The 20956-nt window shown below is 45.3% G+C and carries 25 protein-coding genes, 1 tRNA gene and 1 other RNA gene; 16 read left to right on the top strand and 11 right to left on the bottom strand.

The window, feature by feature from the left end; all coding sequences use genetic code 11:
• Positions 1–10: 10 nt before the first annotated feature.
• Complete coding sequence (locus DDZ15_RS12120; protein WP_109647365.1) at positions 11–862, bottom strand: SirB1 family protein; 852 nt, start codon at positions 860–862, stop codon at positions 11–13.
• Between the two features lie 226 nt (positions 863–1088).
• Here DDZ15_RS12120 and DDZ15_RS12130 point away from each other — a divergent pair, with 226 nt between their 5' ends.
• The 4 genes from DDZ15_RS12130 to smpB all read left to right on the top strand — a co-directional run bounded on the left by DDZ15_RS12130 (position 1089) and on the right by smpB (position 4648).
• Positions 1089–2321 (top strand): arginine deiminase family protein, encoded by a 1233-nt coding sequence (locus DDZ15_RS12130; protein WP_109647367.1) that lies wholly within the window; start codon positions 1089–1091, stop codon positions 2319–2321.
• Between the two features lie 61 nt (positions 2322–2382).
• Positions 2383–3591, top strand: coding sequence for a site-2 protease family protein (locus DDZ15_RS12135; protein WP_109647368.1), 1209 nt, complete (start codon positions 2383–2385; stop codon positions 3589–3591).
• Between the two features lie 19 nt (positions 3592–3610).
• Positions 3611–4060: a hypothetical protein gene (locus DDZ15_RS12140; RefSeq protein ID WP_109647369.1), complete on the top strand. Its 450-nt coding sequence runs from the start codon at positions 3611–3613 to the stop codon at positions 4058–4060.
• A 93-nt stretch (positions 4061–4153) separates the two neighbouring features.
• A complete protein-coding gene (gene smpB, locus DDZ15_RS12145) occupies positions 4154–4648 on the top strand; it encodes an SsrA-binding protein SmpB (RefSeq protein ID WP_278336129.1) in 495 nt (164 codons plus the stop codon).
• A 100-nt stretch (positions 4649–4748) separates the two neighbouring features.
• Here the strand turns inward: smpB and DDZ15_RS12150 are convergent, their stop codons facing one another.
• From DDZ15_RS12150 to DDZ15_RS12165, 4 genes are all read right to left on the bottom strand, one after another.
• Positions 4749–5267 carry a DUF4168 domain-containing protein gene (locus tag DDZ15_RS12150; RefSeq protein ID WP_109647371.1) on the bottom strand — a complete coding sequence of 173 codons (519 nt, stop codon included), beginning with the start codon at positions 5265–5267 and terminating at the stop codon, positions 4749–4751.
• Positions 5268–5415: 148 nt separating this feature from the next.
• An RNA gene (gene rnpB, locus DDZ15_RS12155) (RNase P RNA component class A) lies at positions 5416–5823 on the bottom strand.
• 108 nt (positions 5824–5931) lie between these two features.
• On the bottom strand, positions 5932–6666 hold the full coding sequence (locus DDZ15_RS12160) for a zinc ribbon domain-containing protein (protein WP_109647372.1): 735 nt from the start codon (positions 6664–6666) through the stop codon (positions 5932–5934).
• 17 nt (positions 6667–6683) lie between these two features.
• A complete protein-coding gene (locus DDZ15_RS12165) occupies positions 6684–7736 on the bottom strand; it encodes a Nif3-like dinuclear metal center hexameric protein (RefSeq protein WP_109647373.1) in 1053 nt (350 codons plus the stop codon).
• 283 nt (positions 7737–8019) lie between these two features.
• On the opposite strand from DDZ15_RS12165, the gene DDZ15_RS12170 reads away from it, so the two are divergent.
• From DDZ15_RS12170 to DDZ15_RS12210, 9 genes are all read left to right on the top strand, one after another.
• The gene (locus tag DDZ15_RS12170) at positions 8020–8721 is read left to right on the top strand and encodes a YggS family pyridoxal phosphate-dependent enzyme (protein WP_109647374.1); all 702 of its coding nucleotides are present in this window, start codon (positions 8020–8022) and stop codon (positions 8719–8721) included.
• Between the two features lie 74 nt (positions 8722–8795).
• Positions 8796–9110 carry a hypothetical protein gene (locus DDZ15_RS12175; protein ID WP_109647375.1) on the top strand — a complete coding sequence of 105 codons (315 nt, stop codon included), beginning with the start codon at positions 8796–8798 and terminating at the stop codon, positions 9108–9110.
• Between the two features lie 2 nt (positions 9111–9112).
• Positions 9113–9469, top strand: a complete 357-nt coding sequence (locus DDZ15_RS12180) for a hypothetical protein (RefSeq protein WP_109647376.1) — start codon at positions 9113–9115, stop codon at positions 9467–9469.
• 14 nt (positions 9470–9483) lie between these two features.
• Positions 9484–10089 (top strand): DivIVA domain-containing protein, encoded by a 606-nt coding sequence (locus DDZ15_RS12185; RefSeq protein ID WP_109647377.1) that lies wholly within the window; start codon positions 9484–9486, stop codon positions 10087–10089.
• A 49-nt stretch (positions 10090–10138) separates the two neighbouring features.
• Positions 10139–10975, top strand: coding sequence for a purine-nucleoside phosphorylase (locus tag DDZ15_RS12190; protein WP_109647378.1), 837 nt, complete (start codon positions 10139–10141; stop codon positions 10973–10975).
• Between the two features lie 165 nt (positions 10976–11140).
• A complete protein-coding gene (locus tag DDZ15_RS12195) occupies positions 11141–11917 on the top strand; it encodes a hypothetical protein (protein ID WP_109647379.1) in 777 nt (258 codons plus the stop codon).
• Positions 11918–11988: 71 nt separating this feature from the next.
• Positions 11989–12062: transfer RNA gene (locus DDZ15_RS12200), tRNA-Asp, on the top strand.
• A gap of 759 nt (positions 12063–12821) precedes the next feature.
• Complete coding sequence (locus DDZ15_RS12205) at positions 12822–13097, top strand: hypothetical protein (RefSeq protein WP_109647380.1); 276 nt, start codon at positions 12822–12824, stop codon at positions 13095–13097.
• 50 nt (positions 13098–13147) lie between these two features.
• Entirely contained in the window at positions 13148–14032 is an 885-nt protein-coding gene (locus tag DDZ15_RS12210; protein ID WP_109647381.1) for a DUF2971 domain-containing protein, read from the top strand.
• Between the two features lie 95 nt (positions 14033–14127).
• On the opposite strand, the gene DDZ15_RS12215 is transcribed toward DDZ15_RS12210, so the two are convergent.
• Positions 14128–14673 carry a glutathione peroxidase gene (locus DDZ15_RS12215; protein ID WP_109647382.1) on the bottom strand — a complete coding sequence of 182 codons (546 nt, stop codon included), beginning with the start codon at positions 14671–14673 and terminating at the stop codon, positions 14128–14130.
• Positions 14674–14729: 56 nt separating this feature from the next.
• Here DDZ15_RS12215 and DDZ15_RS12220 point away from each other — a divergent pair, with 56 nt between their 5' ends.
• The 3 genes from DDZ15_RS12220 to DDZ15_RS12230 are packed head-to-tail and all read left to right on the top strand — an operon-like array spanning position 14730 to position 16550.
• On the top strand, positions 14730–15482 hold the full coding sequence (locus DDZ15_RS12220) for a hypothetical protein (RefSeq protein ID WP_109647383.1): 753 nt from the start codon (positions 14730–14732) through the stop codon (positions 15480–15482).
• 10 nt (positions 15483–15492) lie between these two features.
• On the top strand, positions 15493–15795 hold the full coding sequence (locus DDZ15_RS12225) for a hypothetical protein (RefSeq protein WP_109647384.1): 303 nt from the start codon (positions 15493–15495) through the stop codon (positions 15793–15795).
• On the top strand, positions 15792–16550 hold the full coding sequence (locus DDZ15_RS12230; protein WP_109647385.1) for an MBL fold metallo-hydrolase: 759 nt from the start codon (positions 15792–15794) through the stop codon (positions 16548–16550). Before DDZ15_RS12225 ends, DDZ15_RS12230 begins: the two co-directional genes overlap by 4 nt.
• A gap of 36 nt (positions 16551–16586) precedes the next feature.
• Here DDZ15_RS12230 and DDZ15_RS12235 read toward each other — a convergent pair whose 3' ends face one another.
• The 5 genes from DDZ15_RS12235 to ruvC form a co-directional block, all read right to left on the bottom strand.
• Positions 16587–17663, bottom strand: coding sequence for a mannose-1-phosphate guanylyltransferase (locus DDZ15_RS12235; RefSeq protein WP_109647386.1), 1077 nt, complete (start codon positions 17661–17663; stop codon positions 16587–16589).
• A 146-nt stretch (positions 17664–17809) separates the two neighbouring features.
• Entirely contained in the window at positions 17810–18877 is a 1068-nt protein-coding gene (locus DDZ15_RS12240) for a sensor histidine kinase (RefSeq protein ID WP_242979014.1), read from the bottom strand.
• A gap of 15 nt (positions 18878–18892) precedes the next feature.
• The gene (locus tag DDZ15_RS12245; protein WP_199222960.1) at positions 18893–19570 is read right to left on the bottom strand and encodes a response regulator transcription factor; all 678 of its coding nucleotides are present in this window, start codon (positions 19568–19570) and stop codon (positions 18893–18895) included.
• An 88-nt stretch (positions 19571–19658) separates the two neighbouring features.
• Entirely contained in the window at positions 19659–20252 is a 594-nt protein-coding gene (ruvA, locus tag DDZ15_RS12250; RefSeq protein ID WP_109647388.1) for a Holliday junction branch migration protein RuvA, read from the bottom strand.
• 76 nt (positions 20253–20328) lie between these two features.
• Entirely contained in the window at positions 20329–20907 is a 579-nt protein-coding gene (gene ruvC, locus DDZ15_RS12255; protein WP_109647389.1) for a crossover junction endodeoxyribonuclease RuvC, read from the bottom strand.
• Positions 20908–20956: the final 49 nt, after the last annotated feature.

Consider the following 20956-nt stretch of genomic DNA (forward strand, 5'->3'; position numbering starts at 1 on the left):
GCCTGACAGTTTATCCTTTAAGTTCGATAATCTGGAGAAGCTCTCTCAAGTCGCGAACCCTTCTGTCCTGATTTGATTTGCCGTAGCTGTGTATCAGATTTCGAATGCACCTTGCCAGTATATCGGCCTCATCAGCCTTTTGCAGATGTTCGGGTCTGGGTTCAATGCCGTTTTTCTTCAGGAAGTAGTAGCACTGATCATACGTCACAATCGTACCCCCGTCGAACGGGTCGATCAGTATGTTCTGATTGTGTGTTTGATACATCAGCATAAAATGTATCGGCATGTTAACACCGTAGAAGGGCAGGTTCAACCTTCGGGCTATAAAGATGACCACCAGGCTGAGCATTATCGGCAGACCTTTCCGCCGGTCAATCACCCGGTCAATAAACGCGTTCTCCGGGCTGTGATAGTCTTTAGAGTCACCCCTGAATCTAAGTTCCCGGAAAACAAACTGTAACAGGATCTGCATTTTCTCCTGTATGGATGGTGTGTAAGCAATATCCGTTCCGATCTGCCGGGCCATCTGGTCCAGTTTTCGCTCATACTCCCCGATGCGGATAGTTGGATTTCCAAATCGTGAAAGCATCAATACCGCTTTTTCCAGAGTACCTGAATTTTGTACACCATTTTCGAGCAGCATTGAAAACTCTTCCATTAGTGAGCCAATGGTGATATTGTAGATAATCTCATTAATGGTATTGCGTTCTGAATCATGAATTGATTCACTGCGAAACTGGTCCAATAAAGGCACAGCTTGTTCCCCGAGCTCCCTGAACCTTCTTTTCACACCCATCTGAACTTCAGGGTCGGGATCTTCAAGCAGGTAAATGAGAGATTCTATTTCTGACTTGGTTGTCATTTCTATTTATAAATTCAGTGTCTCTGTTGATCGTGATCGCACTCTGGAGAACGAACGCACTGTAACAACAAAGTATTCCAAAAATGAATTCTTTTTAAATGGTTCGGCGAAAAGATACACTTCTTTTTTAAAGATTTCCGAGAGAATCGGCCCAACCTGAACCTCCAATCTCTTGGGATATTTTGTATCTTCTCCTTCCGTCTCAATAAACGTTAAACCCATTTGTATGAAGGCCGGTATTTCGTCTGAAACCGATATTCTAAAAAAAGTGATCGTCCATACCCCCGGAAGTGAGGTATCGCTGGTAAATCCGAGCAAAAAGGAAGATCTCCTTTTTGATGACATCATTTTTGAAAATGATGCACGCATCGAGCACCTTGATATGCTCAAGCTCTTTCAAACAGCTATGCCTTCCGGTGGTGAGATAATTGAAATCCTCGACCTTGCGCTTCATTGCTTTCAGGCTGAGGATGTACGCCATCAGTTTATTGAGATGATGATCAAAGAGCTGGCGGATGAAAATATTCATCCTATCGAAAAGGACTTAAAAAAACTGGATGCCGAAACGCTTTTGCAATTTGTGGTTGAAGGCTCCATTCCTCCCAGTCGTCATTTTGATTTAAATCCAGCGCCAAACCTCCTGTTTACACGAGATCTTGCAGCGGTCGTTGGCAACAATATCATTATTTCAAAGGCAGCCAAAAAAGCCCGGGCCCGGGAATTTCTTCTGATGGAAACCATCGTCATGCACCACCCGCTTTTCAACGAGCTGAAAAAAAACGCCATTCATACCAGTCCGCAGCAATCCATTGAAGGGGGCGACGTTATTGTTGTCAGCGAAAACATTGTAATGATCGGGATGAGTGAACGCACTTCATTTAGCGGACTCATGGGCGTAGCAGAACAGCTTTTAGATTCTGGAATCAGCCATGTTCTGGCTGTCGATATACCGAAGCAGCGCTCCTCCATGCATCTGGACACCATTTTTACATTTGCTGATCATGATGAGTGTGTTGTGTTTCCTCCCGCCATTGAGGAGAAAACTGATAATGTAGTTCATCTGCATTCGGTTAATGGGTCTGTACATGCCAAGAAGAAAACGTCTCTGAAAGCAACACTCGAAGAGCTGACCGAAAAAGAGTTTACTTTCATTAAGTGTGGTGGCGCCGACCGTATCAACCAGTTTCGCGAACAATGGACCGATGGTGCCAACGTATTTGCCCTGGCTCCCGGCGTTATCGTTGGGTATGAACGCAATACCCGAACTTTTGAAGCCCTGGCCGATCACGGATACACGCACATGGATCAGTTTTCTTTTATTGAAAAGTTTTCAGATAAACCTTTCAACCAGCAAGTAGAAGGGAAGATCGCGATCAGCTTTCAGGGTCACGAGCTCTGCAGGGGCCGCGGCGGGGCCCGCTGCATGACCCTGCCGGTTCTGAGGGAGAAAGATCAATAAATATTCATTTGTACACGATATCGTCTATTCGTTTTTATGAAATCAAGTAATCTCCGATAAGTTGTCATTCCCCCAGCCATATTCGTCACAAGATGAAATTGAAACCAGCGCGCCTGTTAACAGGAAAAACCGGCCCGGTTATGTTGCCATCCTTAAACACCTTGCGCTATTTGTTGTTACGTTCGTATGCGTGACCTATGTAGGGATTTTCTGGACCGGTCAAACCGCAAATGCAGAATCATATCTCGAGATGTGGCCCCAGGGCGCCCTTTTTGCGGTATTGCTGCTTGGCTTTCTGGCAACACACGAATTCGGGCACTATTTTGCGGCCGTCTATCACAATGTAAAAGTGACCCTTCCCTACTTTATTCCTTTGCCCGCGGGTATCGGGACCCTGGGTGCGGTCATTAAGATTGAGGAGAAAATTCGGGACACCGTCAAACTCTTTGATATCGGAATTGCAGGCCCAATTGCGGGTTTCATTGTTTCCCTTGTCATCCTTCTGTACGGTTTTTCCACGCTTCCCGAACCTTCATTCATTGAAAACTTTGCCGGTCACGAGGAAATTGTCGCTCATGTTCAGGATACGGGCAGCTATCCCGACACACCTCCAGAGGTGCCCGAATCGGAAGTAAATGCAACCATCATTCTGGGTGAAACACTGCTTTATACGTTTTTGGCTGGCTTTTTTGACAATGTTCCCCCCATGTATGAGATGTATCACTTTCCGTTTCTTTTCGCCGGCTGGCTGGGGCTCTTTTTCACCGCTCTGAATCTGACGCCGATCGGTCAACTTGACGGAGGGCATATTTTGTATGCATTGGTCGGATACAGAAAGCATCAATGGACAGCCAGGATTGGGCTGGGTTTAATTACCACACTTGCAGGTTTGGAGGCCATACCTTTTCTATTTCTGAATATCAGTGACTGGCTGCCGGGCTATGGATACAGCGCTTTTGTTCTATGGGCCCTGGTTCTGTTTGCGATACTGAGGAAAGGATATCACAACGACCACCTGTGGATTGCGCCGGTTTGGGCGGTATCTCTGATTATCTCCTCAGCAACCATCTATTTCACCGGCTCTCTTGATCAGGCAGGCTCCCTAATATGGGTAGTATGGAGTCTCTTTCTCGTATTTTTTGTTAAAGTTGAACATCCGCCTGTAACGTACGAGCAGCCATTAACAAAGGGCCGGCGGATTCTGGGATGGGCCAGTATGGCCGTATTTGTGCTATGCATAAGCCCCACACCCATCTACTTTTTGAACTGACAATTATTTAAAATCAATCATGCCTAAATACAGACTGTTTTTATCAATTATAGTACTGAGTGCCGTAAGCTCTCTTTTTACGGGGTGTAATAATGAATCTTCGGAAATTGTGGATGAAAATCTGCCCCTTCCCCAAAAAATAGACCGCCTTATTGAGGCCAACGAATATGAAACTGCTCTCAGCCTGCTCAGTAATGAAGACCGTGAAGATCCAGACATCAGGCTGCTTCTTGAAAAGACGCATCTTAATTATGGGCTTCACAGCATGAATACGTTTGATCAGACCGAAATGCGAACCCGGATGAATAACGCACTGACCCAGTTCACGGAAGTGCTTAAAATCAACCCGCAAAACCAGGTGGCCAGAGACCAGATAGAGCAGATTATGGCGATCTACTCCACCATACCCAACCGCCAGCCCGAACCTGAGGTACTTGAGGGACTTAGAGAGGTTGGTTTTGATTATTAATAAGCTAAACCATTGTTTTATTGCCTGAAGCTTTATCGCCCGTGTTAAACATTTCAGACACAGGCGAACCTTATGACTCAAAATCAGTTCGATTTGGCTAAAAAAACAGATACCAGCAGTAAAAAGAACCAATCTCCCAAAATTGAAAACCGCAAGGCGCGGTTCAATTTTCATATAGATGACACCTACGAGGCGGGCATTGCACTTAAGGGTACGGAGGTCAAATCCATCAGGGCGGGAAAAGCCAGCCTGAATGAATCATTCGCGTACATGAAGAATGGTGAGATCTGGCTCCGAAACATGTACATCAAGCCTTATGAGTTCGGCTCATTTTATAATCACGATGAACGCCGCGACAGGAAACTGCTGCTGAAAAGAAAAGAAATACGTGAGATCGACAGGTATATGAACCAAAAGGGGTATACCCTTGTACCTCTCAAGCTCTATTTTAAGGGCGGCTATGCAAAAATTCTGCTTGGTCTGGCAAGAGGAAAGAAACAGTATGACAAGAGGGAAGATATCAGGGAAAAGGATATGAAAAGAGAACTCGACAGAAAGATTAAGGGGTCCTACAAAGTTAATTTATAGCTCTTTTCGAGTGGTAAATACGTTTTAATCAATCAGTTTCGATAAAAAAAGGCCGGATCCTTGCGGAAACCGGCCTTTGTTCTAATACCAAGATAGTTTGTTACTGTGTCTCTTCGCTTTCTTCCTCTTCAAGAAGCGTTTCGATACGGTTCCGAAGTTCCGGGTCTTGCTGTGCTCCCATCATAATGCTTTGGTAGCGTTGCGTTGTAAAACCGTTCTCTTCAATTTTAGCAACGATTTCCTGTTGTGCTTCAGTCTGAATCTGCATTAGTGCAGGCTGCAGAGACTGCAGAGTCTGCATCTCCTCGTCCGTGATATCGGAGCCGCCGGCCATTTGGGGATTTTGCATGGTTGCAACTATCTGTCGAAATCTCTCAACTTCAATGCCTCCTTCCACAACTGCTTCCTCCATCTTGCGCTCAGCTTCCTGCTGAATTGGAGTAAGGTCCATAATGGTTTGAACAACATTGTCAATTTCTTCATCGGTTACATCAGCTGATGTGGGCAGATCGGGCATCTGCGGCATTTGCTGCTGATTTTGCTGTACCTGAGCAAAAGCTCCGGCAGTTGTAAAAAGCGTTACTGCCAGAAGCAGCGTTACATTCCTTAAAAGTGTCATATATGCGTTTTCTTTGATTAATGCCCTATCATAGTGGTTAGTACTACAATAAAGTTCATGGTTGTTGCTTGAGTATCAAGGTCCCCTTTTTGGCTTCCAATCACAAAAATTTGGCTGTGATTGATAAAAAAGAGACCCTTTGAAAAGTTGTTAAATGCTTCCTGTAAGCCGAATTCTGTATCCCGATGTGTGTCGGGATGGCAATCATTTATCTGGCCTTTCGGTCACCCGAAAGATCTGAGCGTTCTACCCGGCTGTATTGTGACGGGTGGCACACAGCCTGCGTGAACTTGCACCCCGTGAGGTTTTCCATGCACACTGCCGTCACCGGCAGCGACGGTGAGCTCTTACCTCACCTTTTCACCTTTACCTTCCGGTGCATCAACGGATGAGGGCTAACCCTCACCCTCCGCATCAAAAGGAAGTCTGTTTTCTGTGGCACTGTCTGTTCCCTGCGTCAAACGCAGAGACCTTCCCGTTAGGAAGCACGGTACCCGCTGGTGTTCGGACTTTCCTCCCACCGCCAAAAGCGGTGAGCGATTGCCCGGAAGCATTTAACAATCTTCACTGAATAGAATATACGCTTAAGATGTCACATTAGTATGCAGATACGGCACTGCACAACGTCCCGACACATGTGCAGGTTTAAAAAACGTATCCGATATCAGACGTTAAGCTGCTTCTTTGCTTCTTCAAAAAAGGAGGGGTCAATAACGATCCGGCCGCTGTGCTCATCGATGATTACCTTGTTTTTTCGCCTTACCTCCACCTGAGTCTGTGGTGGAAGAGCCATTCCCAGCGCAGCGCCACGCTCCATTGCCACTACCGCGATGCCGTTGGAAAGACCGTTTCTGAGACGATTGTAGCTTCTCACGTAGCGGGAATCCAGCTCCTCTTCAAGTTCTTCACGTTTTTCGAGGAGTTTGTCTTCTTCCGTCTTGGTGCTTTCGATCACCTTATCGAGATTTTCCTTCTTGTCTTTGTGAAGCTCTTCCGTTTCTTCCAGATCGCCGCGAACAGCCTCCAATTCAGCCTCCAGTTCTTCCTGGCGCTTTTCAATCTCTTCGATTCGTTTTTCAGAGGTTTCAACAAACTGCTTTTGAGCCTCAATCTCTTTTGTCAGGGCGTCATATTCACGATTGTTGCGAACAGATAACTGCTGCTCCTCATACTTCTTCGTTTTCTCTTTCGATACTTCGATATCGTTCTCAAGCTTTGCCTTCTCCTCCTTCAGGCTGTCTTCTTCTTCTTCAAGTTGATTTAATTTAGCCTGATACCGGTTTATATTGGTTTCGATATCCAGCACTTCTTCGGGCAGATCGCCGCGAAGCTGCCTGATCTCATCGATACGGCTATCTATGTACTGTAAATTTGCGAGTTGTTGAAGTACCTCTTGCATGATGGTGAATCGGAAATTTAGATGTTTTTATTTTCAAAGTCGGTTACATAGATCTTCATCGGGTTTGTAACTACCCCGGTCGCATCTACCTCTATATGCTCAAAAGCCTCTGAAAGTTCTTTTCTGACGGCTTCAACCACTGGAAACTCACTCTCATAATGACCTGTATCTACCAGCAGAAAGTTTCTTTTTTCGGTAAAATAGTCATGGTATTTAATGTCGGACGTGACAAAAGCGTCCGCCCCGGCCCTTACAGCCGCATCTTTTAAAAACACGCCTGCACCGCCGCAAACAGCCACTTTCCGAATTCTTTCAGCCTGACCGGAAAACCGCACGGACGGTACATCCAGCGCGCGACAAACAAGGTGTAAAAATTCATTCGTTGCAATACCCTCGTCAGGATAATATCCGATGACCCCCATGCCGAAATTATTGGTTGGGGTACTCATCTCCATTTCCTGAAAGCTGCCCTTTTTCAGGAGGCCTTCCTTTTCGAGTGCAGTGCGAAGCTGATTTACATTGTGCCGGTCGATAATGGCTTCAAAGCACTTTTGACCCTCTTTGCGGCTGTCAACCTCATAAAAGTGTGCTTCTTCGGCTGAGTAGTAGTTGAGCAGCTTTAACACAGCCTGCGTGTCATCCACATTGGTGGTAAGAGATATTTTTCGGCTTATGTTGTAGTTCCTGTCCAGAAACTGAAGTTCGTCAAGACCCAGATTGTTGGCCAGAACAAATGATACACCATCCAGCGCTGCATCCAGGTTGGTATGGACGGAAAGCAACGCAATATTATTGCGAATCATTTTATAGATGATTCGCCCCTGCTCATGCACCGGGTTGATCTTTTTCAGTTCATTGAAGATAAGCGGATGGTGCGACACAATAAGCTCGCATTTCTTCTTGAGAGCCTCGTCTACTACTTCCTCCGTAACATCGAGGCAAACAAGAATTCTGGAGACGGGTGCAGAAGGATCACCAAGCAGTAGACCTACATTGTCATAACTCATCTTTATGCCGGGTGGCGCCCATTGGTGCATAAAGTTGGTTATATGCCTGACCTGGGTATTCAAGTCTGTTTACCTCCGGCTTTAGGATGTGCCTTTCGTGCAACCGGGCAGACAAGGTTTAAACCCGTCTTTATGTAAAAGTATGGCTTGAGTGTCATATTCATTTTCACAGATATCAAAAATACGATTATTTTTCTTGCCTTAAAAACAATTTATGGGCAAGATATACACAGGGTTTGTGTCCGGGGATTCAGTACGCCGTTGTTGGAACCGGCAGGCTGAATTCCTCGTTTTTATTAGTCAAGCTAATCCGACAACCATAAATGCTTAGCCCAATCACTATACAATGAGTGAAGATATTATTTCAAGATATGAAGCCGTTAAAGACCGAATCCGAAAAGCCTGTGAGAATTGCGGCAGGGATCCCGATTCCATCACTCTAGTCGCAGTAAGCAAAACCAAACCCGACGAGGATGTTCTCCGGCTCCTGCAGCATGGTCAGTTTCACTTTGGAGAGAACAGGGCGAAAGCTCTCGAAGATCGCATGGAGTCGATTGGCAATACGTCAGCAGTCTGGCATTTTATTGGCAACCTGCAAACCAATAAAATTAAATATATGGTTCACCGTGTGAACTGGATTGAATCAATTCACAAAAAAAAGGCCCTTAAAGAGGTCGAAAAACGAGCCTCAGAAATTGAACGAATCATCAATGTCCTGATACAGGTAAATATCAGCGGCGAGGGGCAGAAAAGCGGGTGTGAACCGGAGGAACTGGAAGGTATCCTCACTTACGCACAAAAGCTCAGGTATACGCGGGTCAGAGGCTTAATGGGAATGGCCACCTTTGCTGATGATCCCGAGACGGTTCGTCCGGAATTCCGGCTTCTGAAAGATTTGCGCGACCGCCATCGCCACCTTGAAAATGACACTGCCGTACAGCTACAGCATCTGTCCATGGGAATGACCAACGATCTCGAGGTGGCAATCAGTGAAGGGGCAACCATGGTGCGCATTGGTACGGCAATTTTCGGGGAGCGCAACTATTGATTTATTGGATCGTTATAATAGTGCTTTTTTGATAGGTTTTACTATTTTAACAGTCTCAGTTACTCATTCTGCTTATGTCCTCATTCATTTGGATACTCATACCGCTCGTTGCTATTATCGGTGGTTATATCATCGACTACCAAAAGAATAAGCTCAAATGGCAGTCCAGATACAATCGTACTGATGAGGAGGTTGATGATCTAAGGGATGTGGTTTCATCACTGAAGCAGCGTATTGAGAATCTGGAAGCGATTGCTGCAGGTTCACCTGAGACGTTCTCGGATTACCACTCAGACTCGTATGATAGAATTGACTTTGAAAAAGCAAATTCCATCAAATCAGAAAATGAACAAACTGTCGCCAAAAAGGCGAAAATGAAAGGTGATTGAATATGGGACCGGAAGAAATAACTTTTTTTGCAATTATTTTCGGAAGTGCAATCGTCATTACGTTTTTGGGAGTGGTTGGGAGCATTATCAAAACTGCCATGAAGCGTAAATCAGGAAACCTCTCTGAAAACAAAGAGTTTTTGATGGCTCTTCGTGAGTTTAAGGAAAAAACGGATCGCCGGCTTTCAAACCTGGAAGCCATTGTAACGGATGAAAATCCCGCTACAGAAAGAAAATCTGTCACCTCCGCAAAAAAGAAGGAACCAAAAAACTCAATTGAAATAGAAATTGAGGATAGGGAAGAAGGTGACAGCGAGAGGCAGCAAAGCGGTAAATTAAAAAATATGTTAAATCAATAAGGTGTTCTCAGAATATGAAACTTACTGCACTCGAAATTAAACAGCAGCAATTTGAAAAATCACTCCGCGGCTACGATGTTGCGGAAGTTCAGGCCTACCTGAACCTCATAGCGAGCGAATGGGAGCATATGGTTGGCAAAATGCGTGAGCTGGAGGACCAAATTCAGAGAATGGAAGATAAGCTGCGCCATTATGAACGAGTTGAGGAAGCCCTCCATGAAACCCTTCAGACGGCAAAAGACAGTGCAGAACAAAAGCTGACAGGTGCCCGCAAAGAAGCAAAGAATACGATTGAAAAAGCAGAAATAGAGGCCGACTCCATTATAAGAGAAGCAAGCCAGCAAAGGCAGCAGATACGGCAAAGCATTCTGCGTCTGCTGGACCGCCGTGATGAGATCATCAGCGGCATCCGATCCTATCTTGATATTGCGCAGGAATCGCTTCAGCACTTCAGTAAGGATGAAGCATCTATGTTCACACTGCCTAAAGAGGCTGCCGAAGAGGTTGAGTTCCGATTCACCAAAAACAATAAAACCGGCCACTACGAAGAAGATCCGGAGATCGAAGAAAAAGAACACACACCTCAGAGCCTTGATGACATCCTTGATGAACTGGACTGATTCTCACCTCTGCCGTCTCCATTCACTTTTTACCTCTTAGCGCCTGCCAATGACGTTCGACTCTCTCGAAACTTTTCGACGTAAACGAAAAGAAGCCATCGACTACATTCGCTCGGTTACAGATTTGCAACCGGAGTATCTGCTGATTCTTGGTACAGGCCTGGGGCAGCTGGCAGATGAGATGGATACGGAGGTCGAAATTCCTTACGACGATCTTCCTCATTTTCCGGTCTCTACTGTCGAATCTCACCACGGCAAACTTCTTTTCGGCACATTGGGCGGAAAATCAGTTGTGGCCATGCAGGGGCGATTTCACTACTACGAAGGCTATACCATGCAGCAAATTGTATTTCCGCTGCGGGTTTTACGTGCTACTGGAACATCGTCACTGATTGTGAGCAACGCCTGTGGCGGAATGAACTCCAACTACAGAAAAGGGGATATCATGCTGATCCGCGACCATATCAATCTTCTGGGCGACAACCCACTGATAGGGCCAAATGATGATGAGCTCGGGCCGCGGTTTCCTGACATGAGCGAACCCTACACGGAACGGCTCGTTGAAATCGCGCAGACCGTTGCGCTTGAAGAAGCCATTCGGATGCATGAAGGCATCTATGCGGCCGTAGCCGGACCTATGCTCGAAACCCGGGCCGAATACAGGTATTTGCGGCTTATCGGTGCCGACGCGGTTGGAATGAGTACCGTACCCGAAGTGATCGCTGCTATTCACATGGGCATGGAAGTCCTGGGAATTTCCGCGATTACGGACGAGTGCTTTCCGGATGCTCTCGAACCGGTGAGAATTGAAGATGTTCTGGAAGCTGCAGCCATCGCTGAACCCAAAATGACCCGCGTCATTGTCCGGTTGCTGGAGAAACTCTGACGCCAAAAAAAGAACTGACCATTGTACCAAATTTATAACGCTGCCCGTTATAAATGGCATACCGGCAGAAGAGACTTTTATTTATAAAAGTCGTAATTTTGCCTTGTATTTAAATTGCAGTTTTGTTTAAATACTGTAACCTGTAATTCCTTAGCACATCAGTGAATGAGCTTTGACGATTTTGATGACGGCCCCGTTTGGAATGAACATCAATGGGAGTCTCACCTGAACGAGATCGAGAAACGTAGCGAGCAACTCCGTCGATTTATTACTTCAGATCCCAAGGGAAATAAGCCGCGCTGGATAACCCTTCTTCAGGAAAGCCTGGATGAACTGGATGCTGTTGAAGCATTTATAGAAGAAGAGCTGCTTCTTGATGAAGCCTATTTTCCAGAGGACGAAGACGATTGGGAAGATGAGGACGACTGGGATGACGATGATTTCTTTTTTCAGGATGACACATTTCCCTTCACGGATGGCGAAGACGATGATGATGACGATTTTGACTATGGCGAAGAGTGGAAAGAACTCAGTGAAGACTTTACGCTCTCCGATTACGGCTCTATTGAAAACCTGATCGTATATCAGAACGCCCGTGCGCTGGCCGTGGATGTGCTTAAATGGGCCGAGACCATACCCGATAATCTGCAGACTCGCCAGGTTCATGAATTTGTAAGCAATGTGCTGAAAATTACGGCTAAACTGGCCGGCGGATACTCCTTCGGTTTTGAACAGGATGTGCTGGGCGGGAACATTGCCTACACGAAAAAAGCGCTCTACAGTGCAAATGAGGCGCTCGATTACCTCCAAAATATGAAACGGGAACCGTTCATCGTTAAAGCCGTTTACTCACGGTTTCACGGAAGGCTATTCGACATACGCAACGATATTGGCATATATGTTCAGGAGCTGAGAGAACGATTCAACCTGGGAATGGAATAAAATCCCTTTTCTTCCCGTCTCTCTTGACTTCCTGTTGCAAGGCTCACTATATTTAAATCTGTCAAAAAATTGGTCCGGTAGTTCAGCTGGTTAGAACGCCTGCCTGTCACGCAGGAGGTCGCGAGTTCGAATCTCGTCCGGATCGCAGATAAAAGGTTGCTAGTAATAGCAGCCTTTTTTTGTTTTTATGAGACCTGTCATGCAGGAGGCCGTCCCGAGGCTTCGGGAAATCTCGTCCGGATCGCTTAATGAAGCCATACATCGTTTGATGGGTGGCTTTTTCTATTTCCGAGACCTGTCATGAAGGAGGCCGTCCCGAGACTTCGGGAAATCTCGTCCGGATCGCTTAATGAAGCCATACATCGTTTGATGGGTGGCTTTTTCTATTTCTGAGACCTGTCATACAGGAGGCCGTCCCGAGGCTTCGGGAAATCTCGTCCGGATCGCTTATCAAAAGCCGCTCATCGTTTGATGGGTGGCTTTTTCTATTTCTGAGACCTGTCATACAGGAGGCCGTCCCGAGGCTTCGGGAAATCTCGTCCGGATCGCTTAATGAAGCCATTCATCATTTGATGGATGGCTTTTTCTATTTTGAGACCTGTCATGCAGGAGGCCGTCCCGAGGCTTCGGGAAATCTCGTCCGGATCGCTTAATGAAGCCATTCATCATTTGATGGGTGGCTTTTTCTATTTCTGAGACCTGTCATGCAGAAGGTCGTCCCGAGGATTTGATTTGGTTACAAGCTCATAATTAATCTAGATTTTCATCACCTACTGTTACACGTAACCATTTTAAGTCATTTCTTATCATCAAATGATAAACGAAGTTTGTTAAAAATAGTCATTCTTCCTTGATAATTGGGGTGATATGAAGAATATTAACATATAAAGAAAACCACAAAGCAATGGCTACTGCGGAAACTGCTGAAGATTTACTTAATAGATTACCAGAGTCACTCGGAGAAAACAATGAGTATATTCGACGGATAATGGTTCTAGATAATTTTGTTGTTATCGAGTATTCGAAACGTCAACTTTTCATACGACATATTCATCCAAATTCATTTTCTAGTGAAGAAGTTGAAGAAAATTTATTATTTGATGTTATAGCACCAACTGTTGCAGAAGCTGTGACGAAAATGGAATTAAAAGTTAAATCATTTGAAGATTCAGTTGATTGATTTTTTAATTAGAATCCAGATCAAGAGTGCATTGACTAATAGCTTACACAATGATAACACGATCACAAACTCTCAATGAAAGATTAAAAATACCTTCTCCTTCTCATTTATTTCACTATACGGACTCTACAGGTCTTATCGGTATTTTGGATTCTGAAGAAATTTGGGCCACAAATATTAGGTTTTTAAATGATATTAATGAAGTAATTGAAGCCACTGAAGCAGCGCAAAAAATTTTACTCGAGCTGCATAAATCTTCAAATAATCATAAAGAAAAGTCACTATTCAAGTCGATGCTTGATAACATAAATGAAGTGGCTAGCCATACCTATGTATGTTCTTTTTCTGAAGACGACGACTCTTTATCACAATGGAGGGCATACTGTCCTCCTTCCGGTGGTGGTTATGCTTTGGGCATACCAAGCCTCCAACTAAGTGCTCAGGCAAAAGAGCAAGGTTGGATGTTTATTAAATGTATTTATGATGACGTCACTAAGAATCAAGTAGTCAAGGAAATTATAGATTCAATGCTTATTGATTTTAAAGATGGCTTAAAGCAAAATATATCTTTAAAGGAGCAAGATGAATTAACTGAAAAAGTTGCGTCCAATTTTCAGTTAAACTTATTAGCTATAAGCGGGGCAATCAAAAACAAGGCCTTTAAAATCGAATCTGAATGGAGGTTAATTTCACCATTATCCACAGATGAGAAGAAGATAAGGTTTCGTAAAGGTAAAAGTGGCATTATTCCATATTGTACTTTTAAGTTGCTTTCAAATCTGAATCCCAAAACTAAAAACCTAATCAAATTAGTTGCTGGGCCGACACCTCAAAATGACTCAGAATCGAGACAAGCTGCTAGGTACATTTTGAGTAGATATTTAGATAACTCAACCGGAGAGTCACTATCTAAAATTCCTTATAAAGGATGGTAAAAAAAGGGCCGCAGGATCAACTGCAGCCCTTTTATCGGGATGGTGATGGGATGTATGTAAGATGTTGAAATTTTTTCTAAATGTGCCCTGACTATTTATTTCAGCAGGGCTTCAACAGCACTTATCAGTTCTTCGCTTTCAGGTGCTACATTACTCTTAAACCTTCTTACAAGATTTCCGTTCCGATCAACCAAAAATTTTTCAAAATTCCATCCGATGTCTCCTGTAAAGTCGGGATTCTCCGTGGTTGTGAGATCGCTGAACAGCGGATGAATGTCGTCTCCCCTTACTGATACTTTCTCAAACATTGGAAAGGTAACTCCATAATTGAGCTGGCAAAACTCTGCAATCTCCTCATTCGTACCCGGTTCCTGTCCGCCAAAATTGTTCGCCGGAAAACCCAGAATCGTTAATCCTTCGTCACTGTACGTCTCATAAAGTGTCTGAAGCCCTTCATACTGGGGAGTGTAGCCGCACCTGGATGCCGTATTCACAATCAGAATGACATCGTTTTCATATTCTTTCAGTAAAATATTTTCACCCTCAATTGTGTTTACCTGATACTCGTAAATGGTTTTCATGTGCAGTGAGTCCGTTATCATAAAAGATGCGAGCGTTAGCAGCAGTATTATTGTTTTCATATCCTTATCGGTTTATTTTGACGAGTTAACTTAATTTTTCGCAACACCATTCCATAATGAACAGCAATTCACCTGTATCCGGCCTTTTAATTTCCGTACTTTTTTTAACGTTATCCATGTTTTTTCTGCCCGGCGCTGCAAATGCCCAGATGTTCTCCATTGGGGATCAGTCAACAGAGCAGAGGCCAAATGCTCCCGGCATTTATACCATCGCAGGCTTCAGCTGGGAACCGGCTTCATTCAGCTTCCAGGGAAATGGTGTACCGGTCTCTGAACGGGTTGATTTTGATGATTCCATTTTGCGTCTTCGCCTCGAAACTCCCGGCCTTGAGCTTTCGCTGGGCATGGGCGGAGAACTGACCGGAATGGATGAAACAACGTTTACCAACGTCAGCGCCAGAATACTGAATCAGTTCTATATCTACAGAAAAGAGAACATGAACGTATTTCTTCCTGTTCAGATATCGACCGACCTATTGCGTGTACGGCGTGCAAATACGCGGTTTGAGTTTCAGCAAAGCTCATTTATTATCGGTTCAGGCATAGGGTCATCGTTTCGGGTCGGTGACCGGATTGATTTTACCCTTCGCGCAACGCCAAATTACGGCTTCAGTTTCTCACAGGGCAACCTTTTTGGCGGCAGCCTGTTTCGTTTCGACGGCAAAAGCTACCTGGTTATCCGCAATGTGATTGGGCGCCGGTCTCTGGCTCTGGGTTATCATTTCGACTTTCGAAGGTATGATGTTGAAGAGGAGCTTAACGATTACGACTTTACAAGCCACTCATTTACGCTGGGTATTGCCTTTTAAAAAATATTCTATGAAAACGGAAAAACTGATACTTGAACTGGAGTCGCTTTGTGAAAAGTACGGATACACTATCCGTAAAGAGCGCGGTACGTTCAGGGGGGATCAGTGCGTGATCGAAGGCGACAAGCTGATTGTAGTCAACAAAAACCGTCCCCTTGAATCTCAGGCAGCCATACTCGCCAAGGTTCTCAAAAACAGCGGTACAGACGATACCTACATCAAACCCGCTGTGCGGAAAAAACTGGAAGAGTTATGGGACAGAATCGACAGGTTTGAGACAGCCGGCGACTCTGCAGAAAGCGACATGTTATGAAGGTTACGTTTTTGGGGACCGGAACATCCATGGGAGTGCCCGTTGCAGGCGGTTTCGGGAAAGAGATGATCAAGGGAGATCCCAGGAATCAGCGTACCCGCTGCTCGGCATGGGTTCAGACCGAACAGAGCTCTGTTGTCATAGATACCGGGCCTGAATTTCGAATCCAGACGCTTCGAAGCAATGTGAACCGGATTGATCTTGTGCTGATTACCCATGAGCACATGGATCATATTGCGGGTCTCGATGACCTCAGGTCGTTTAACTACGCTCAAAAAGCACCTATTCCGCTTTTTAGCTCAGGGCGTGCAATCCGTTCAATTGAAAACCGGTTTGACTATATGTTCGGTGAAAACAAGTATCCCGGATCTACATCTGTGGAAATGTCGGAACTGACCGAAAGCACCCGTTTCCGCGACATCCGAATCACACCGCTGCCTTACAGTCACGGTGCCACTCAGGTCTTGGGTTTCCGGCTGAACGACTTTTCCTACCTTACAGACGTTAAATCCATTCCGGATGAAACGCGCGAAAAAGTACGGGGGAGCAGGGTAATGGTTCTGAGCGGGCTCCGATGGGAGCCGGGTCACCCAACCCATTTAACCATTCCCGAAGCCGTGGAAATAGCCACGGAACTGGAAATACCGGAAACCTATCTGATTCACATGAATTCGTATGTTGACCATGAGGAATCTAACCGTCGCCTCCCCCCTCACGTACAATTGGCCTACGACCAGCTTGAAATAACAATCTGACCAAAGCTTCTGTTCTTTCTGCAGGGCTCTGAAAATTTACAGAAATCGCTCTCTGTCAGGATTATTCCGCAGGTCTTCCACCACTTTTTTAACTCCCTGTGCCTCTTTCAGGTTTACTACCAGAATGGCATTGTCCGTCTCCACCACGGCCAGGTTTTCTACCCCAACCAAAGCGATCAGTTTATTGCTTTGGGTATGTATGAGATTATTGACAGAGTCCTGAATACTGGTCAGTGCACCGCCTGCAGCATTACCATTTTCATCTTTCGGCGAGAGTTCGTGAACCGCTGTCCAGCTTCCTACATCATTCCATTCAAAATCGCCCGGCACAACGTGAACTTTTTCTGCTTTTTCCATTATTCCGTAGTCAATGGATATGGATGGGCATGCCGTGTAAAATTCGTCCAGATCCTCCTTGCTGCAGTCCGACATCATAAGCTCCTCCGTGAGAATAAAGATCTCGGGAAGGTACTCTTTGATGGCCTCCAGAATCGCTGATGTTTTCCATATAAACATACCGCTGTTCCATAAATAATCGCCGGACGACAAAAATTGCTCTGCTGTTTCCTTGTCAGGTTTCTCCGTGAAATTTTTTACGCTATATACGTCCTCGTTATCAGGTCCATTTACGCGATCTGCGTCGAAGCGGATGTACCCATAACCGGTTTCCGGACGGTTCGGCTTGATGCCGATGGTAACCAGGGAATTTTCTGACCGGGCCGTTTCAACAGCGAGATCCAGCACACGCCTGAAACCGGTCGGTTTGCCTATCACATGATCTGCCGGCAGTACAACCATCACAGAGTCAGGGTCTTCATTATGCAGTATTGCGGCAGCAGCAGCAACACACGGAGCGGTATTTCGCGCAACGGGCTCTCCTATGATAAACTTTTCATTTACTTCGGGTAGCTGTTCTTCCACAATAGATGTGTAGTCATCATTTGTGACCACCACTACGCTTTCAGGTCCGATGGCGCCTTCAAGACGGGAAACCGTATCCTGAATCATGGTCTGATCTCCGAACAGGTTCAGAAACTGCTTGGGAAGAGACTGCGTACTTTTAGGCCAAAAACGGGTGCCGGATCCGCCGGCCATAATTACGGCGTAGGTCATATCATATTCTTTTTACAGTTTGGATTTTATTGTGCCGTGGTTTTCCGGATCACTGGTGTTGTTTCTCAGTTACCGGAATGCCTGTGCGAAACCATTTCATACACTGTTGCACGTCGAATCAAGGTGTGAAAGTAGAGAAATGATATCTAAACCGAAACGTGTGATACTTGAGTCAGTGAAAAACTGAAGGTAGAGCCGCTGTCGGGCCGGCTTTCGATTTTAAGCTCTTCACCGTGGGCTTCAATAATATGTTTAACGATGGACAGCCCAAGCCCGGTTCCTCCTTTTTCCCTGGATCTTGATTTATCTACCCTGAAAAACCGTTCGGTTACCCTTGCGATGTCCTTGCTATCGATTCCGATTCCGGTATCCGTGATATAGAGCCATATTTTCTCCTTGCTGCCCTGTTTATCCCTGATACCCACTTCTACGTGGCCCCCCTCGCGGTTATATTTGATTCCGTTTTCGATCAGATTGATCAGCACCTGCTTTATCTGGTTGCGGTCAGCCCGTACCTGCAGATTTTTATCAAAATCCTTTACAATAATCTCCACATTTTCTTTCTGGGCTTTGTACTGGAGGCTTTCCACCACATCCAGTACAACATCCCGCAGATACATCTCCTGAAAGTTGGATTTCATCTCACCGGTCTCAAGTCGCGAAATTTCCATAAGATCCTTGGTGAGGTAGATGAGCCGGTTTACGTTGCGCATCGCTTTTTTCAAAAAAACCTCATTCACTTCCTTGTCGTGTATGGCCCCGTTCAAAAGGGTTTCAATGAAGCCCTGGATAGCGAAAATCGGTGTTTTAAGCTCATGGGAAATATCGCCTATAAATTCTTTTCTGTAATTTTCAATCTTGTTGAGGCGGATAATCTCCTTTTCAACCATCGTGCTGGCCCGGATGGTCTGCAGCAGAATAAAATCAAGCTCATCCCGGTTTTTACCGTTCACCCAGTCGTACTCTTTAAATTTTTTCCTGGAGATATTCTTTACCACTTCGTTGATAGCCCTCATGCGGCGATTGTGGAGTCCGGCCGACACAGCGTAGATCACAAGGAAAGAAATGAGAAAAACAGAGCCTGAAAGCAGAATCAGTTCACTCCTTGAACTGTTTACGCCATAGTGCAGAACGGCGGCAAGGAAAACAGAGATGGCTGCAGCAGAGTATGCAGCGGTTCGCAGTGAAATAACCGATATAAATCTCTTCTTCAATGAAACGTAAACGTGTTAGTCTTTAAAGCGGTAGCCAACGCCCTTTACTGTTTCAATATAGTGATCTCCAAGCTTTTCCCTGATTTTTCTCACGTGAACATCCACTGTGCGGTCAACAACATAGATATTGTCACCCCACACTTTGTTTAGAAGGGTTTGGCGGTCGCGAACTTTTCCTTTTCGGCTGGCCAGATAATAGAGAAGTTCGAACTCTTTTCTCGGCAGCTGAAACTCTTCGTCGCCACGGGTCACAATATAGCGTTCCTTATCAATTTTCAGATCGTGAACGTCCAGAACCTGCTCTTCCTCTTCGGTCTCCTCAAAACGCCTCATAACCGCGTTAATTCTGGACAGAAGTTTAGTGGTGCTGATCGGTTTGGTAATAAAATCGTCTGCCCCCTTGTCGAGCCCTTCAATCTCTGTTTTTTCATCGCTCCGGGCAGTGAGAAAAATAATGGGTATGTGCTTCAGTTCAGGGTCGGCTCGCAGATGTTCGCATGTCTCAATGCCATCCATTTTAGGCATCATGATATCAAGGAGAACCAGATTTGGGTGGTGCTCTCTGGCTGCTTTAATGCCCTCCAGGCCGTTTTCGGCCTTAATTACGTTATATCCCTCTTTTTTAAGGTTATATTCAATCAGATCCAGAAGATCCTGTTCATCGTCAACGACTAGAATGGTTTTTTTGGACAAATCTATGATGATTGGTTTACTATTCCCTGCGCCGGAAAACGTTGTGCTGTTCTCCGTTTAATGATACAAAGCTTTTGTTAAGAAACTATTACCTGTTCATTTGGGCAAGCGCCTGTTTAACAACCTCCGATATCGTAAGGTCAGGGCCTCCAGCCATAATTTGCTGAACTGCCTGCTCTGCATCCCTTTTTCTGAAACCCAGCGCTTCGAGGGCGGAAACCGCCTCTTCACGCTTGCTTCTTGACTGCATTGACCCGGTAACCACAGACGGGCCGGATTCATCAAACAGCTTATCCTTCAGTTCCAGAACCATTCTCTCCGCTGTTTTTTTACCGATACCCGATATGCCTGATAGGGATGCGGTGTTCTGTGTTACAATCGCCTCCATAAGACCCGCGGCCGGCATACCCGAAAGAATGGTAAGCCCCAGCTTGGGACCAATTCCCTTTACGGTGATCAGCTTTTCGAACAGATTCTTCTCCTTTGCCGTGGCAAATCCGAAAAGCCTCTGATCACTATCAGTGAAGTGGTGATATATCAGAATTTTGAGTTCTTTTCCGGGTTCCGGCAGGGTTCCCAGGGTTTGGTTTGAAATCTCTACACGGTAGCCCGTTCCACTCACATCGATAATCAGTTCACCTTCATTCTTGCTGTGGAGTATGCCGTTTAAAAATGCAATCATCAATTATCTGCCCTTATGCAAAATGAGTTATTTATAGAGGGTTCGAACACCCCTTCGAACTGAACTTTTTCTTTCTTTAATGCTCTTTTACGCGGCCGGGATTATTTTGCACGAACGCCGACCAGCTGGACTTGCTGTTGTTTTGGTGCATTTTTTTGGATCCTTTTTCGGACGAAATCTTGTTCGAGTTGGTGTGATGACACCAGGCTACAGCAAGAGCATCTGTTGCATCAGCCGAAAGATTCCGGTCGGGAAGAGCCATCATTTTTTCGAGCATATAGGCTACCTGCTTTTTACTTGCGTTTCCATTGCCTGTTATCGCTTTTTTGACCGCTTTGGGATAGTACTCTGAAACCGGAATTTTTTGATTGGTAATGGCAAGAATGGCTGCAGCCTGAGCCCGGCCCAGCTTTAGCATTGCAAGCGGATCTACACCATATACGGGTGTTTCAACGGCACACTGGTTCGGCTTGTGTTCTTTAACAAGCCGCGTTATCTCATCAAAAATAAACTGCAGACGGTCGTTATGATCACTCATCTTCTCCATGCGCAGCACATCACATATCTCTGCCGAATAGGCCCCGTTCTCCTCTACCAGGATGGCATATCCTGTAGTGCGAGAACCTGGATCGATGCCGAGTATTCTGAAAGCCATGATGCTGTAGCTGTATATATGAAAAAGATTACTTAAAGTGGCCGGAGTA

Origin of the sequence: Rhodohalobacter mucosus (assembly GCF_003150675.1) — a bacterium.
Taxonomy (GTDB): domain Bacteria; phylum Bacteroidota; class Rhodothermia; order Balneolales; family Balneolaceae; genus Rhodohalobacter; species Rhodohalobacter mucosus.

Excerpts from the sequence above, each read along its gene's own strand:
- DDZ15_RS12120 (WP_109647365.1), bottom strand. The coding sequence starts at position 862 with ATGACAACCAAGTCAGAAATAGAATCTCTCATTTACCTGCTTGAAGAT.
- DDZ15_RS12130 (WP_109647367.1), top strand. The coding sequence starts at position 1,089 with ATGAAGGCCGGTATTTCGTCTGAAACCGATATTCTAAAAAAAGTGATC.
- DDZ15_RS12140 (WP_109647369.1), top strand. The coding sequence starts at position 3,611 with ATGCCTAAATACAGACTGTTTTTATCAATTATAGTACTGAGTGCCGTA.
- DDZ15_RS12150 (WP_109647371.1), bottom strand. The coding sequence starts at position 5,267 with ATGACACTTTTAAGGAATGTAACGCTGCTTCTGGCAGTAACGCTTTTT.
- DDZ15_RS12160 (WP_109647372.1), bottom strand. The coding sequence starts at position 6,666 with ATGCAAGAGGTACTTCAACAACTCGCAAATTTACAGTACATAGATAGC.
- DDZ15_RS12170 (WP_109647374.1), top strand. The coding sequence starts at position 8,020 with ATGAGTGAAGATATTATTTCAAGATATGAAGCCGTTAAAGACCGAATC.
- DDZ15_RS12175 (WP_109647375.1), top strand. The coding sequence starts at position 8,796 with ATGTCCTCATTCATTTGGATACTCATACCGCTCGTTGCTATTATCGGT.
- DDZ15_RS12180 (WP_109647376.1), top strand. The coding sequence starts at position 9,113 with ATGGGACCGGAAGAAATAACTTTTTTTGCAATTATTTTCGGAAGTGCA.
- DDZ15_RS12185 (WP_109647377.1), top strand. The coding sequence starts at position 9,484 with ATGAAACTTACTGCACTCGAAATTAAACAGCAGCAATTTGAAAAATCA.
- DDZ15_RS12190 (WP_109647378.1), top strand. The coding sequence starts at position 10,139 with ATGACGTTCGACTCTCTCGAAACTTTTCGACGTAAACGAAAAGAAGCC.
- DDZ15_RS12195 (WP_109647379.1), top strand. The coding sequence starts at position 11,141 with ATGAGCTTTGACGATTTTGATGACGGCCCCGTTTGGAATGAACATCAA.
- DDZ15_RS12205 (WP_109647380.1), top strand. The coding sequence starts at position 12,822 with ATGGCTACTGCGGAAACTGCTGAAGATTTACTTAATAGATTACCAGAG.
- DDZ15_RS12210 (WP_109647381.1), top strand. The coding sequence starts at position 13,148 with ATGATAACACGATCACAAACTCTCAATGAAAGATTAAAAATACCTTCT.
- DDZ15_RS12215 (WP_109647382.1), bottom strand. The coding sequence starts at position 14,673 with ATGAAAACAATAATACTGCTGCTAACGCTCGCATCTTTTATGATAACG.
- DDZ15_RS12220 (WP_109647383.1), top strand. The coding sequence starts at position 14,730 with ATGAACAGCAATTCACCTGTATCCGGCCTTTTAATTTCCGTACTTTTT.
- DDZ15_RS12225 (WP_109647384.1), top strand. The coding sequence starts at position 15,493 with ATGAAAACGGAAAAACTGATACTTGAACTGGAGTCGCTTTGTGAAAAG.
- DDZ15_RS12230 (WP_109647385.1), top strand. The coding sequence starts at position 15,792 with ATGAAGGTTACGTTTTTGGGGACCGGAACATCCATGGGAGTGCCCGTT.
- DDZ15_RS12235 (WP_109647386.1), bottom strand. The coding sequence starts at position 17,663 with ATGACCTACGCCGTAATTATGGCCGGCGGATCCGGCACCCGTTTTTGG.
- ruvA (WP_109647388.1), bottom strand. The coding sequence starts at position 20,252 with ATGATTGCATTTTTAAACGGCATACTCCACAGCAAGAATGAAGGTGAA.
- ruvC (WP_109647389.1), bottom strand. The coding sequence starts at position 20,907 with ATGGCTTTCAGAATACTCGGCATCGATCCAGGTTCTCGCACTACAGGA.